A 13,842-nucleotide genomic window follows, 5' to 3' on the forward strand; every position below is an offset into this window, starting at 1 on the left:
CCGCCGGTGTCTCGGGGGTGCGGAGAGTTGTATAAGAGCCAGACAGGCGTGTCCCCCTCCTGGCCGAGGTGGCGGACCTGGCCCGCGAGGTGCTGCCCGCCGACGACGCCGGGACCTGGCTGGTCATCCTGCACCTGGCCAGCGCCCTGTACGCCGCGAAGAACCCGGCGGCGGCCGCCGACCGGCTCGCCCCGGTGGCCGCGCGGGCCCGCCAAGTGCTGGGCCCGGTCGACCCGCTGGCACTCGTGGCCGCCCTCAACCTCGCGCGCTATCTGGGCGAGGGCGGACATCCGTCGGCCGCCGCGAAGCACCTGGCCGAGCTGCGCGCGGCGGTCGCCGCCGCGCTGCCGACCTCCGACGCCCGGCTGTCGGAGGTCCGCTTCGACCTGGCGCACTGGCTGGCGGCGGCCGGCGAGCACCAGGCCGCCGCGACCGAGTACCGGGCGCTGTACGCCGACTACTGCCAGACCTACGGCCCGGACGCCCCGGCGACCGTACGGCTCTACGAGCTGATCAACCAGGCCACGAGCGAGGGATGAGAGACATGGCCGACATGTACGACCTCAATGCGATCCGTGAGAGCTTCTTCGCCAGTCAGACCAAGAGAGCAGACGGCCCGCAGGGCGGTCAGGAACAGGTGTACGTCGACCGGACCGGACGGGTCCGGCTGGGCACGGGCGGGGAGAGCGACGCCCCGCTGTCCAAGGTCCCGCACAGCACCTTCGCGGCGCGCGGCGGCGAGGGGGCGCGGCTGGCCGCGGACCGGCGGGTGGCGCGGACCAAGATGCCGCCGGGGACGTACTACGAGGACACCCCCGGTGCCGAGGGGTGGGTCTACGAGATCACCACCGAGTTCCGGAACACGTACGTGATGTGCGCGCACTTCGACGGCACCGACTACAAGGTGCGGCTGCTGGAGCCGGAGCTGGAATCCCTCCCGGACCACGACCAGCACGGCTTCCACCTCTGGTCCAGCGGCAAGATCTGCCTCTCCGAGCGCCCCGGCTCGGGTCAGCCCACACTGGAGGAGGCGTACGCCCGGTCGGCGACCTGGGCGCTCGGCGTCGACTTCGTCCGCATGGGCCATCCCTTCCCGTTCAACCGGAACCAGTAGGAGTGCCCGCGGTGTTGCCCGTACACGTCTTCGACTACGTGATCGACCAGGTGGGCACGGACCTCGGCCTGACCCGGCCCGAGCAGGGCGGCGCCCTGCTCGGGCTGCGCGGCCGGGACGTCGTGACGGCGTTCGTCCACGACGCGCACGCGCACGTGACGCATGTGGAGTACAGCAACACCGCATGGCTGCTGGACGAGATCGGCCGGCGGGAGAAGTCCGGACCCGAGCGCTTCAAGGGGATCGTGCACTCGCACCCGCTGGGCATGCCGCACCCGTCGCGGCAGGACCACCGCGAGTACGGGCGGGCACTGGAGGCCGTGCCCGAACTCGGGCGGTACATCGCACCGATCGTCACGCACGACACCCGCACCCCGCTGAAGCAGCACGAGTTGCTGACCGACGCGGCGCGGGTGTCGTTCTTCAGCGCGGTGTGGGCGGCGCAGGGTGTCCGCCTGGACCCGGTGCGGCCCGTGGTGGTCCCGCTTGCGGCTGCCGTGCGGCAGGCGGGACTGCCGTGGTCGCCGGAGCTGGCGCGCACCTGTGTGGTCAGGGGCGTGGCGGGCGTCGGCGTGGCGCTGCCGGTGGCGCCGGGGGCACCGCGGCAGCACCTGTTCGTCACGCCGGACTTCCCGTTCGTCGCTCCCCTGGTGCTGGAGGAGACGGGCTACGACGGGGAGCTGACGGTCCGGGAGCTGGTGTGGGACCACCGGGTCCCGGAGCTGGAGCGCCTGGCGCACGCGCTGGGGTCCGCGGCCGGGCCGGGGCCGCAGCCGGTGGAGGCGTACGAGTCCCGTGTGCCGTCCCAGACGCTGGGGGCTCAGGAGACGCCTGGGGCCCAGGACACCGAGGGGGCGTACAAGACGCAGGGGGCGTACGGAGCTCCCGGGACCACGGCGGCCCAGCCGGTCCAGGAGACCCGGACGGCCCAACCGGTCCAGCCGGCCCCGGAGCGGTCCGCGGAGTGGGGGCGGGACTGGGCCCAGGAGGCGAGGCCCGCCGCACCGGCCCCCGGCGCGGCGGGGCGGCTCGCGCTGCGCCTGGGCATCGGCCGCACCCGCGCGATCCGCGAGGGCCTGTTCGCCCGTACCCGCGGCCTGCTCTCCCCCTCCCTCGCCGACACCCACGTCCTGCTGGTGGGGGTCGGCTCGGTGGGCAGCTATCTGGCGGACGTGCTCGTCCGTTCGGGCGTCGGAGGCCTGACCCTGGTCGATCCCGACCGGGTGGAGCCGGCCAATGTCGGGCGGGCGCTGTTCGGCATCGAGGACATCGGCGCCAACAAGGCCAAGGCGACCGCGCGCCGGCTGCGCGGGATCAACCGCAAGCTGGCGGTCCGTGTCCACGGGCGCGAGGTCGCCGCCCTGGACAGCCACACCTGGCACCAGCTGATCTCCGGCGCGGACCTCGTCATCGCCGCCACCGACGACAACGCGGCCCAGCTGCGCCTGAACCACCTCAGCTACTTCGTCGGGCGGCCGGCCGTGTTCGTCGGCCTGTACGAGGGGGCGGCGGGCGGCGAGATCGTGTTCACCACGCCCGGTTCGCCGTGCTGGTCGTGCGCCACGGGAGGGGTGCGCGAAGTGCTCGCCGACCTCGGCCACCAGCCGCGCACGGACTACGGCACGGGGCGCACGTACGCCGTGCCCGGCCTGCTGCCGGACATCCACCACCTGGCCGCGGCGGCGGCGAAGGTCGGGCTGGCGCTGCTGCACGACTCGGCGGGGAGCGAACGGATCGGCGGTTTCCTGACCCTGCCGCTCCACGAACGGCTGTCCATGGTCCAGTTCGCGATGGAGCCCGACCACTGGTTCTTCCCGAGGGTGCTCGGCCAGGTGCCGGGGCAGCACGCGTTCCAGAGCGTGTGGCTGCGCACGGGCGGCCGGCCCGAGTGCCCGGTGTGCGGGCCGCCCGCCCTGCGCAGCGATCCGCGGGACTACGGCGGGCACGGCGACGAGGCGGCGGTCACGCGCGCCCAGAAACAGGCGTACGAGGCACGGCGGCGCGCCGGCAGCAAGCCCTGACGGCCGGCGACGCGGGTACGGCGGGGAACGGGTAGGGCCAGGAGCGGGGGGACGGCAGGAGCATGGCGGACGACACCACCGAGGCGATGCGCGCTGCCCGGCGGGCCCGGGCGGCCGGCGGGGGCTCGAACGTGGCGTCGGGATCGGGCTCGGGCTCGGGTGGGGGTTCGGGCTCGGATCCGCGGGCCCGGGCGAGGGACGAGCAGCGGTCCGCCCCGCCTCCCCGGACGTCCCCGCCTCGCTGGACGCCCCCACCGCAGCGGACGCCGCCCGTGGCGCCCCCGCAGCCCCAGCCGCCCCGCGTGGTGATCCCGCGGCCGCCCAGGTCCCCGGTCGGGCTCGGCGATGTCGCCCGGGCCGGACACGTCGGGGCGCTCGCCGTGCTGGTGTGGCAGTTGTTGTTGCTGTCGCAGTGGCGGCTGCCCTTCGAGAAGTCGGCCGAGGTGGCACCGCGCTGGACGGCGCCGTTCGAACTGGCCCGGCTCCAAGTGGGGTCCCCGCACTTCACCGAGGTCCGCGACGTCGTGCTCGGCTGGGGTCCGGCGCCGGCGTACCCGTGGCTCTTCCCGGCCTGTGCCGTCGCGCTCGTCCTGCTGCTGCGCGCCGTACGGTTCCCCGACGGCGTCCAGTGGTTCCTGGGCACCTGCGCCTCCGCGTACGGTCTGGTGGCCCTGTACGCCAACGGCCCGGACCTGCTGCGGCACTGGCCCCTGACAGGCGTGCTGCTGGTCCTCGGCTTCTGGCTGCTCCAGGCGACACGGATCCCCTGACGGGGCCGGGCCTGGGCCGTCTTTGAGTCATCCTGGGCCGGCATGGCCGGATATCTCGTGAGGTGGACGGGAACACCCCCTACCGACTGGTAGCTTCCGGGAGTTGATCTACGAACCCGGTTCGTGGTCGGCAGCACGACGCACTACTCCCGCTAGGAAGCACATGGCTCGCACCGCCCGCGCAGCAGTCCCGGCCCTCGGCCTCGGCCTCGCTCTCGCGCTCCTCCCCGTCACCCCCGCGTCCGCCGACACCCCGGGCGGCACCCCCGGTGGCGGCACCCCGCACCTCGACTCCGTCGAGCAGACCCTGCGCCAGGTCTCCCCCGGCCTGGAGGGCAGCGTGTGGGAGCGTTCGGCGGGCAACCGCCTCGACGCCTCCACCCCCGGCGGAGCCGACTGGCTGCTCCAGACGCCCGGCTGCTGGGGTGACCCGGCCTGCGCCGACCGGCCCGGCGCCCGGCGCCTGCTGGAGAAGGTGAAGGAGAACATCTCCCAGGCCCGCCGCAGCGTCGACATATCCACGCTGGCGCCGTTCCCCGAGGGCGGCTTCCAGGACGCGATCGTCGAGGGCCTGAAGGCATCGGCGCAGTCGGGCAACAAGCTCCAGGTGCGGGTCCTGGTCGGTGCCGCCCCCGTCTACCACTCCACCGTCTTCCCGTCCAAGTACCGCGACGAGCTGATGGCCCGGCTCGGCCCGGCGGCCGCGAACGTCACCCTCAACGTGGCCTCCATGACCACCTCCAAGACGGCGTTCTCCTGGAACCACTCCAAGCTGCTCGTGGTCGACGGCGCCTCCGTGGTCACCGGCGGGATCAACAGCTGGAAGGGCGACTACCTCGACACCACCCACCCGGTGTCGGACGTGGACCTGGCCCTGACCGGTCCGGCGGCCGGGTCGGCCGGCGCGTACCTGGACACCCTGTGGGACTGGACCTGCCGGAACAAGAGCAGCTGGGCGAGCGTCTGGTTCGCCGCGTCGGGCGGGGCGAACTGCATGCCGACCCTCCCCCGGGTCGCGCAGGACGGCACGGGTGCCCCGGGCGGCACCGGCGTACCCGTGGTGGCCGTCGGCGGGCTCGGCGTCGGCATCAGGGACCGCGACCCCGCCTCCGGCTTCCGGCCCGTCCTGCCGACCGCGCCCGACACCAAGTGCGTCGTGGGCCTGCACGACAACACCAACGCCGACCGCGACTACGACACCGTCAACCCCGAGGAGAGCGCGCTGCGCTCCCTCGTGGCGAGCGCCGGCAGTCACATCGAGATCTCGCAGCAGGACATGAACGCCACGTGCCCGCCGCTGCCGCGCTACGACATCCGGTTGTACGACGCCCTGGCCGCCAAGCTCGCGGCCGGTGTGAAGGTCCGTATCGTCGTGAGCGACCCGGCCAACCGGGGGACGATCGGCAGCGGCGGCTACTCGCAGATCAAGTCCCTGTCGGAGATCAGCGACGTGCTGCGCGGGCGGCTGACGAACCTGACCGGTGACGCCGGGCGGGCCAGGAGCGCCATGTGCAGCAACCTCCAGCTGGCGACGTTCCGCAGCGCCGACACCCCGGCCTGGGCCGACGGCCGCCCGTACGCGCAGCACCACAAGCTGGTGTCGGTGGACGGCTCCGCCTTCTACATCGGCTCCAAGAACCTCTACCCGTCCTGGCTGCAGGATTTCGGGTACGTGGTCGAGGACGCGGCGGCGGCCCGCCAGCTGGCCGACGGCCTGCTCGCACCGCAGTGGCGCTACTCGCAGGCGACGGCGACGTACGACTACGAGCGCGGCGTCTGCCAGGGCTGACCCGAGTGCGGGGCGGCCCCGGGCCCGCGCCGACCCGGGCCCGCCCCGCGCCGACCCGGGCCGGCGCGGCTCACGAGCCCGGCAGGGCGTTCCTCATCCGGCTCCACAGGGAGCGGGTGGCACCGAAGCCGGTCTCGTGGTCGTACACGTGGGTGCAGCCGGGGCACTGGAGGTGGAGCAGGCTCCCGGTGTTGGTGAGCAGGTAGCGCCAGTGGTCGGAGCAGTTCCGCCGCTGCGCGCAGGGCTCGCACCCCTGGGCGTCGTCGCAGTTCGGACAGTCGGCCCAGGCCCGGCGCCCGGGGTCGGCCTGCGGGTCAAGCGGCAGCACGGCCGTCCCCCCTCGCCGGCAGCACACCGGCCGCCACCAGCTCGTCGTGGATCCGCTGCTGCTCCGCGTCGAGGCCGGAGTACAGCAGGTCGTACGCGGCCTCCTCGCCGAGCAGCACCTCCACCGGATCCCAGTCCGGGCCGAGCGCGGCCATCACCTGGGCGCGCCGGTGCACCTCGTGGGAGGTGAGGTCGACGGCGAAGTCGACGAGGCCGGGCGAGCCGGCCGCGGGGGCGGGTTCAGGAGCGCTGTGGGGGGCCATGCACCCGAAGTTAGGTAGGCCTATTTTCGCTGGTCAAGGCCGGGTGGGAAAAGTCACAGATCGTCCTGATCTCATTCCAGAGGGCGCAGCGCCGGTCCGCCGTGAGGTCGCGCGCCCCGGCCGGCCTCGCGCGCCGGGGCCCGGCCGGCCACGGCGTTTCCTTCCGTCCGTCGGATCGTTGGTCAGGGTCACGCCACGGCGCAAGACCTGACAGCACGGCACACCCCTGGAGAGCCTCGTGCGAATTTCCGACATCCAGCGTTGCGAGATCCGGCCCGGACACCTCGTGGAATGGACGCTGCATCGGGCGACCGTCGAGGCCTCCGCGACCCTGCCGGACGACGCGCGCCCTCCGGCGTACGTCCAGGAGTCGCACGTCCGCACGGCGCGGTCGGTGCGCGAGGACGGCCTGTTCGTACCGACCTGGCTGGGCGCGGCGTTCGACATCCCCGGGGCGGTCGACCTCGGCGTCCTCGAAGGCGCCTTCGCGGCCTGGACCCTGCGGCACGAGACGCTGCGCAGCGGCTTCCGCTGGGCCGGCGACGAGATGCGGCGCTTCACGCTGGACCCCGAAGCCGTCATGCTGCAGCGCGAGGACGTCGGCTTCTTCCCGCAGGCGACGACGCTGACCCGCTACCTGCAGGACCGGTTCGACATCGCGGCGGACGCGCTCACCTGGCCGAACTTCATCTACACCGCGGTCGTCCGGGACGACAGCACGAGCGTCTACATGGCCTTCGACCACAGCAACGTGGACTCGTACTCGCTCCAGCGCATTCCCGCCGAGATCCACGAGCTCTACGCGGTGGGCCTGGAGCGGCGCGGCACCGTGGAGACGGCGCCCGTGGCCAGCTACGTCGACTTCTGCGCGACCGAGCGCAGAGGCGCCGACCGGATCGACGACACGCACGCGATCGTCGCCCGCTGGCGGGAGTTCATCGCCCGCTGCGACGGTAAGCTGCCCAACTTCCCCGTCGATCTCGGCCTCGACCCCGAAGGGCCGCTGCCCGCCCAGAAGCTCATGCACGAGATGCTGGTGGACGACGCGGACGCGGCGGCCTTCGAGGCGTACTGCCGCCCGTACGGCGGAAGCCTGGTCGGCGTGCTCGCGGCCACCGCTCTCGCCGTCCACGAGGTCGGCGGGCAGCGGGTGTACCGCACCGTCGTGCCGTTCCACACCCGGACGAAGTCCCAGTGGTCGGACTCGGTGGGCTGGTACGTGGGCGGTGCGCCGATCGAGGTGCCCGTGGGGCCGGCGCCGGACTTCGACAGCGCGCTGGGCACGGTGCGCGCCGCGCTGCGGGAGAGCCGGCCGCTGTCGCGGATGCCCATCGCCCGCGTCCTGCGCCTGCTGGGCTCCGACTTCCGGCCCACGTCACCCGACCTGTACTCGATCGTCTCGTTCGTCGACACGCGCGGCATGCCGGGGGCGGAGCGGTGGCAGGACCTGAAGGCGTACGGGCTGATCCGGGTTTCGTACGGCGACCAGGTGTGCGTCTGGATCAGCAGGCTGCACGAGGGCCTGCAGTTCGCCGCCCGCTACCCGGACACCGCCGTCGCGTACGCCAACATGCGCCGGTACGTCGAGCTGCTGCGGGAGCACATCGTCGCGGTGGCCCGCGCAGGCGCGGCCGTGCGCGACTAGGGCGTGCTCGGCGGGCTGTTGCCTAGGCGCCCTGGCCCTGGGGCAGGCGGCGGACGGCCCGGGCCTCGGCGCGTTCCACCGCGCCGCGGCCGTGGGCGTGCACCAGGGCCAGGTGGAACAGGGCCGGGGTGACCGGGGCCCAGCGGCGGATGCGGTCCGGGCGCAGGAGGTAGTCGGTCACGTCCGCCGGACGGAACGGGACGTAGTCGATGCTCTGGTGCTCCCACCGGTCGGCGACGCCGCGCGAGATGCGCGAGCGCAGTGCGTCGCCGGTCAGACCGGTGAGGGACGCGGTGAAGTGGGCGCTCCACTGCCGCTGGTCCACGTCCAGGACGAAGGCGAGCATCGTGAGCGTGTACTCGTGGGGCTCCAGGGAGAGTTCCTCGCGCATGCCGCGGCGCGCCACGTCGTGCAGGTCGGGCGCGTTGCGGCCGGCCGAGTCGATGTGGCGGGAGAGCCCCTCGTTGACCGACGAGCCCCACAGGCCGGGTCCGGAGCGCACGGTGTCGGCCCGCCGGCTGACGACGAGCAGGTGGTCGGCGGTGACCACGGCCACGTTCACGCCGAAGCTGCACTGGAGGAACGCCGGCGCGTCGAGGGGCCGGTCGGGGTCGAGGTAGCGTCCGCGCGGGGTGGTGCCGTCGGGCAGCCTCCGGTCGAGCTGCTGTGACGCGAGGAACGTGAAGTAGTCGGTGGGGCGCAGCCGCAGCCGGACCTCCGCGTGCTCCTCGAGCGGTGTGCGGGAGATCTCCACGCCCTCCACGGCGTACCGCGGGCCGTTCCAGATGCGCCCGTGGGTGCCGCCGGAGGCCTCCGGCCGTACCTGGTCCAGCGCCTGCTCCTGCGTCGGCTCCTCGGCCGCGGCGATCTCCGCCCGCCACGGCGCCATCTCCTCGGGGAGGACCACCTCACCGTCCAGCACCTGGACCCGGACCGACTCCGGCGCGATGGCCTGCTCGCCGTCGCCCTCGACGAGGAGGGCCGGAGTGTGGAGCGGGCCGATCGAGAAGGTCGCCCACGTGGAGGTCGGGGCGCCGTCCTCGCGGTACGTCAGACTGCGCACCCTCGTGGCAGATCGGCGGCGGACCCTGAACCATGCGTTCTGGAGCGGCTGTTGGAACAAGGTGGCGAATATGACGCCGAAAACGGCTCCGACTATCCCGTTCGCAAGATCAATTCCGGTCACAGGCGCACAGCGTATAGCCTCGCGGCCACGCGCTCGGGCGCTTTCGAACCGGTGCCGGGTGAGGCGCTCACGCACCCGCACCCGCACCCGCGCCCGCACCGTCCCAGTGCTCCCCTGCCGGGTACGAGGGGATGCGCTGGTCAGCAGGGGGGACGTCCCACGATGACGTCAAATCCCGGGCAGAGCTGGCCGGCCGGGCCGTCCGACGAGCAGTCTCGGTGACGCGGGCCGGGTGGCATCGCACTCCGTCCAGCCCGTACCGACGTACGGACACGCCGACTTACCGGCGTACCGACGAATCGATGTACCGACGTACCGACCGCCCCACAGCGGAGAGGACTCTGATCGTGACCACATCCTTCAAGCGCCTGGCCGTCACCGCCGCGACGGCAACCCTCGGTGCCGGACTCCTGCTGCCGGCCTCACCCGCGATGGCCGCGCCGGCCGGCGCCCAGGGCACCGCCCCGGCCTGCGTCCACCGGGACGTGATCAAGCAGGAGAAGAAGGTGACCATCGGGAACTACTGCGGCACGACGATGCACGTGAAGCTCGTCATCAACAACGGCCCCGACGGCCAGTGCTGGTCGTACCGGAACGGCGAGGCGGTGGTGTGGCGCTGGTCCACGGGCTCGTACGGCAAGGTCGTCACCTGCTGACGTCCTGAACGCCGCCGAGCGGGGCGGCACGGCGGAGGCCGGAAGGGGCACGTCGGCGTGCCCCTGCCGGCCCACCGGCGCAGGGGGGCCACGGCGTCAGGCGTGGGGTCCCGCGGTCACCGTGCCGACCGTCAGTTCCACCCTGCCCTCCAGGATGGTCGCCGTGCGCTCGGCCTCCGCCTCCAGCAGCCGCCGGTCGCGGGGGCCGAGCGGAGCCAGGGGTTCGGCGGTGAGGAGGATGCGGCGGCCCGAGCGGCGCTGGTGCCAGACCCCGGCCACAACGCCGTCCACCAGCAGGACCGGGTAGTTGCCGGCCTGGCCGCCGGCGAGGGCGCGCGTGCGGGCCGGGCCCGGGAAGAGCCGCTCCCGTGGGCGGCCGGCCACGACGTAGGCGTCGAAGTACGGCAGCAGGCGCAGGCATCGGCGCGCAGGCGTGGCGGGGAAGTCCGTGTCGCCCGCGGCCACCCAGGCGGGTGCGGAGGCGAAGGACACCTCCTCGATCCGCTGCCGGTCGGCCAGTTGCCGCAGGAGCCGGGCGGCCCATGCCTCGGGAGCGGCGAGCCAGCGCGCGAAGTCCTGGGTGGTGGCCGGGCCGTAGGCGTGCAGGTAGTGGTCCACCAGGACGTCCAGCGCCGGCCCGGCCGGCTGCGGGGTGCAGTTCGGGCGCGTGTACGTCGCCTTGCGCCCGCGGTCCGGGCCGAAGACCAGCACGCCCCGGTGCGCTGCGGTGTGCAGGGCCTGCCGCCAGCGGGGCCACATGGTCCGGAACGCGGGCATGACGGGGTCGCCCGCCCATGGCCCGGTCCGGGCCACGACCGCCTCGGTCAGTTCGTCCACGGTGAGTTCGGCGTCGGTCAGGGCGTCCGCGACGGCGGCGACCACCTCGTCGGTCTGCTGCGGTGTCATCCGCGCCGGCTCGGGCAGGGCGGCGGGGCCGGGGACGGCGGACAGTGCGCCGGTCCACCAGGGCAGGTCGGCGGCGGGCAGCAGGTGCACGGTGCCCCGGGGGCCGTAGGTCTTCACCAGCGTGCGGTCGGCCCACAGGGCGCTGCGCACGTCGGTGCGGGTCGCGCCGTCCAGGCGCAGCGCGAGCGAGAGCTCCGCGGCGGAGAGCACCTGTGCATGTGCTCCCATCATCGCGCCGGCCGTGGCCGCGATCCCCGCGGAGCCGGCGGCCGGGGCCGGGCGGTCCAGCGACTGGCGCGCGAGGCGACGGGCGAGCGCGGCCTCCCAGGGGACGGAGGTCGTCGTCGGCATGCCTCCGAAGATAGCCGCCGGCTGTCAGTGGCATGCGTCACAGTTGAGGGGCTGGTGGCGCCGCCCTCGCCGAACCGACCGCGCGGGGGAGGAGGCCTTCCTCAGCGGAAGCGGACCGCGATGGCCGCGACCGGGCAGGCCTGTGCGGCTTCGCGCACCAGGGGGTTGCCGTTGCCGTCCTCCCGGCCGGGCAGCACCTCGCTGAATCCGCTGTCGCCCTGGGTGAAGACGTCCGGGGCCGTCAGTGCGCACTGGCCCGCTCCGATGCAGCGGCCGGTGTCGATCGCGATGTGGACGGGACGCACGGCGCTCACCAGGCCACGGGCAGCTGGACGATGCCCTGGATGGTGTCGCCCGGCTTGAAGGGGATCTCCTGCGCGGGCGCGTCCAGCCGGAGCCCGGGGAGCCGGGTGATCAGGGTGCCCAGAGCGATCTCCATCTCCGCGCGGGCCAGGTTCTGCCCGAGGCACTGGTGGATGCCGAAGCCGAAGCCGACGTGGTGGCGCGCCGAGCGCTGCCAGTCGAGCACGTCGGGGTCGGCGTAGAGGCTCTCGTCGCGGTTGACGAGGGAGAGGGAGAAGACCACGCCGTCGCCCTTGCGGATCGTCTCGCCCGCGATCTCGATGTCCTCGACCGCGACCCGCAGCATGCCTTCGACGATGGACAGGTACCGCATCAGCTCCTCGACGGCCGTCGGCACGAGCGAGGGGTCCGCCCGCAGTTCGGCCAGCCGCTCGGGGTGCTCCAGCAAGGTGTAGGCACCCAGCGAGACCATGTTGGCCGTGGTCTCGTGGCCGGCGATGAGCAGGATGAACGCCAGCCCCGCCAGTTCCTCGGGGTCGAACTCGCCCACGGCCGTCTGCTCGCGGATGACGTCGTCGAGCAGGCCCTCGCCCGGCTCCGCCTGCTTGGCTTCGATCAGCACCCGCAGGTAGTCCTCCAACCGGTCCCTCGCGTCCTCCACGTCGGACAGCTCGGGGCCGCGCAGCAGCCGGCGCGACTGCTCCTCGAAGAAGGAGTGGTCGGCGTACGGCACACCGAGCATCGAGCAGATGACCTTCGACGGCATCGGCAGGGCGAAGTCACCCACCAGTTCCGCCTGCGGGCCCTTGGCGATCATGTCGTCGATCAGCTGGTCGACGATCTCCTGGATCCGCGGGCGCATCGCGTGGGTGCGCTTGAGCGTGAAGCTCGGGATCAGGAGCCGGCGCTGGCGGTTGTGCTCGGGGTCGTCGACCCCGAGCAGCGGCGTACGCCGGCGCAGCAGCCCGACGTACCGCTCGGAGGGCACGGGGAACGCCTCGTTCTCGCTGTCGCTGGACAGCCGTGCGTCCCCCAGCAGCGCCCTGGCGGCGGCGTGCCCGGTCACCGCCCAGACCGGGCGGCCGTCGAAGAACGTCACCCGCTTGAGCGGGGCGCCGCCGCGCAGCGGATCGTAGGCGGCCGGCGGGTGGTACGGACAGGTGCGGTCCTGGGGGAAGGCGACGGGCTCGGTCATCGGGCATCCTCACGCAGACGATCGGCGGTCGTGCGCGGCACACCGCCGCCCACCGCCCGAAGGGTGGCCGGCGCCGGCTGCGCAGCGCTGAAGCGGGGCTTGTGGGCCCACAGCTCGACGGGCGGTGCGTCGGCCGGCCGTCGAGGACGGTGTGGTGGACGGGCAGGTCCGGGAGGTCGGTGGCGGCCACGGTCAGCGGGCCGTCGGCGAGGACCGTCGGGCCGCCGCGCCGGCCGACGGCGATCCGTCCTGCCGGGTGCTCCCCTGCCACCGCACGGGCGAGGGTGCGCGACACGGTCCGCTGCGGCGGAAGGCGCCGACCGGTGCCCGCCCGCCGACCGGCCCTGCCAGGCCACCGCTTTCGGGTGACCGCCCGCCCGGCGCTGCCCGGACGCGGTGGCCCCGTCCCGGATGATCGCTCGCAGGTGGTCATGGTCCGGTCACGTACGCGGCCGACGCCGTGACCGCCCACGTTGCGTCGGCCGTCCGGGATGCCTGGCGTCCGGCGTCGGCCGCTGTCGGGAGACCATGTGCACATCCTGCTCGTCGCGAGCGCCTTCAACAGTCTCACCCAGCGGGTCCACGCCGAGCTGCGCGACCACGGCCACCGGGTGGCCGTGGAGCTCGCCCTGCCCGGGGTGTCGCCGGCCGGGGCCGTGGACCGCCACGACCCGGACCTGGTGATCGCGCCGATGCTGCGCACCGCGCTGCCCGAGGAGGTCTGGTCGGCGCGGACGTGCCTGATCGTCCACCCCGGGCCCCCTGGCGACCGGGGCCCCTCCTCCCTCGACCACGCCCTCCACGACGGGGTCGGCCGATGGGGCGTCACCGTGCTCCAGGCCAACGCCGAGATGGACGCCGGCGACATCTGGGCGTTCGCCGAGTGTCCCGTTCCGCCCGTCGGCAAGAGCGATCTGTACCGCGGCGAGATCGCCGACGCCGCGCTGGAGGCGGTGCTGCTGGCCGTGGAGCGGTTCGCCTCGGGTACGTACGTGCCGCGGCCCCAGGCCCCCGCCCGGGTCCGGCCGCTCCTGCGCCAGCAGGAGCGGCGCATCGACTGGGCAGCGGATTCCACCGAACGGGTCCTGCGCCTCCTGCGGGCCGCCGACTCCCGGCCCGGCGTCCTCGACGAGCTGCTCGGCGCCCCGTGGTACCTGCACGGCGGGCACCCCGAGGACCGGCTGCGCGGCCGGCCCGGCGACCTGCTCGCCACCCGGGCCGGCGCCGTCTGCCGGGCCACCGCCGGCGGCCCCGGGGCGGTCCCCGAGCTGGCGGCCCCGCGCCCACCCGGCGCTGTCCCTTATCCCCCTCCGGCG

14 protein-coding genes are annotated in these 13,842 nt (G+C 73.8%); 8 read left to right on the forward strand and 6 right to left on the reverse strand.

The genetic code is table 11. The features are described 5' to 3' along the window. Positions 1 to 68: 68 nt before the first annotated feature. The 5 genes from GPJ59_RS24055 (at position 69) to GPJ59_RS24075 (ending at position 5,694) form a co-directional block, all read left to right on the forward strand. Positions 69 to 539, forward strand: coding sequence for a hypothetical protein (locus GPJ59_RS24055; RefSeq protein ID WP_219669710.1), 471 nt, complete (start codon positions 69 to 71; stop codon positions 537 to 539). Between the two features lie 5 nt (positions 540 to 544). Next, on the forward strand, positions 545 to 1,114 hold the full coding sequence (locus GPJ59_RS24060) for a hypothetical protein (protein WP_219669712.1): 570 nt from the start codon (positions 545 to 547) through the stop codon (positions 1,112 to 1,114). A gap of 11 nt (positions 1,115 to 1,125) precedes the next feature. Beyond that, positions 1,126 to 3,135, forward strand: a complete 2,010-nt coding sequence (locus GPJ59_RS24065) for a ThiF family adenylyltransferase (protein ID WP_219669714.1) — start codon at positions 1,126 to 1,128, stop codon at positions 3,133 to 3,135. Positions 3,136 to 3,407: 272 nt separating this feature from the next. Further along, a complete protein-coding gene (locus tag GPJ59_RS24070; RefSeq protein WP_219669715.1) occupies positions 3,408 to 3,905 on the forward strand; it encodes a hypothetical protein in 498 nt (165 codons plus the stop codon). Between the two features lie 163 nt (positions 3,906 to 4,068). Next, on the forward strand, positions 4,069 to 5,694 hold the full coding sequence (locus tag GPJ59_RS24075) for a phospholipase D-like domain-containing protein (RefSeq protein WP_219669717.1): 1,626 nt from the start codon (positions 4,069 to 4,071) through the stop codon (positions 5,692 to 5,694). A 70-nt stretch (positions 5,695 to 5,764) separates the two neighbouring features. Here GPJ59_RS24075 and GPJ59_RS24080 read toward each other — a convergent pair whose 3' ends face one another. Continuing rightward, positions 5,765 to 6,022, reverse strand: a complete 258-nt coding sequence (locus GPJ59_RS24080; RefSeq protein ID WP_219669719.1) for a hypothetical protein — start codon at positions 6,020 to 6,022, stop codon at positions 5,765 to 5,767. After that, positions 6,009 to 6,284: a DUF6400 family protein gene (locus tag GPJ59_RS24085; protein WP_219669721.1), complete on the reverse strand. Its 276-nt coding sequence runs from the start codon at positions 6,282 to 6,284 to the stop codon at positions 6,009 to 6,011. The genes GPJ59_RS24080 and GPJ59_RS24085 overlap by 14 nt, the downstream gene beginning before the upstream one ends. A gap of 238 nt (positions 6,285 to 6,522) precedes the next feature. Here GPJ59_RS24085 and GPJ59_RS24090 point away from each other — a divergent pair, with 238 nt between their 5' ends. Next, a complete protein-coding gene (locus GPJ59_RS24090) occupies positions 6,523 to 7,929 on the forward strand; it encodes a condensation domain-containing protein (RefSeq protein WP_219669722.1) in 1,407 nt (468 codons plus the stop codon). Positions 7,930 to 7,951: 22 nt separating this feature from the next. On the opposite strand, the gene GPJ59_RS24095 is transcribed toward GPJ59_RS24090, so the two are convergent. Further along, on the reverse strand, positions 7,952 to 8,992 hold the full coding sequence (locus GPJ59_RS24095) for a hypothetical protein (protein ID WP_258024839.1): 1,041 nt from the start codon (positions 8,990 to 8,992) through the stop codon (positions 7,952 to 7,954). A gap of 470 nt (positions 8,993 to 9,462) precedes the next feature. On the opposite strand from GPJ59_RS24095, the gene GPJ59_RS24100 reads away from it, so the two are divergent. Beyond that, positions 9,463 to 9,771, forward strand: a complete 309-nt coding sequence (locus GPJ59_RS24100; protein WP_219669724.1) for a hypothetical protein — start codon at positions 9,463 to 9,465, stop codon at positions 9,769 to 9,771. Between the two features lie 96 nt (positions 9,772 to 9,867). Here GPJ59_RS24100 and GPJ59_RS24105 read toward each other — a convergent pair whose 3' ends face one another. The 3 genes from GPJ59_RS24105 to GPJ59_RS24115 form a co-directional block, all read right to left on the reverse strand. Further along, positions 9,868 to 11,028: a winged helix DNA-binding domain-containing protein gene (locus GPJ59_RS24105; protein WP_219669725.1), complete on the reverse strand. Its 1,161-nt coding sequence runs from the start codon at positions 11,026 to 11,028 to the stop codon at positions 9,868 to 9,870. Between the two features lie 101 nt (positions 11,029 to 11,129). Further along, complete coding sequence (locus tag GPJ59_RS24110; RefSeq protein ID WP_219669727.1) at positions 11,130 to 11,342, reverse strand: ferredoxin; 213 nt, start codon at positions 11,340 to 11,342, stop codon at positions 11,130 to 11,132. Beyond that, entirely contained in the window at positions 11,339 to 12,526 is a 1,188-nt protein-coding gene (locus GPJ59_RS24115) for a cytochrome P450 (protein ID WP_219669736.1), read from the reverse strand. Before GPJ59_RS24115 ends, GPJ59_RS24110 begins: the two co-directional genes overlap by 4 nt. A gap of 530 nt (positions 12,527 to 13,056) precedes the next feature. On the opposite strand from GPJ59_RS24115, the gene GPJ59_RS24120 reads away from it, so the two are divergent. Further along, positions 13,057 to 13,842, forward strand: a 786-nt coding sequence (locus tag GPJ59_RS24120) for a formyltransferase family protein (RefSeq protein WP_308120447.1), incomplete at its 3' end; no start/stop codon positions are given.

The sequence above is a fragment of the Streptomyces bambusae genome (genome assembly GCF_019400985.1).
GTDB classification, from domain to species: Bacteria; Actinomycetota; Actinomycetes; order Streptomycetales; family Streptomycetaceae; genus Streptomyces; species Streptomyces bambusae_A.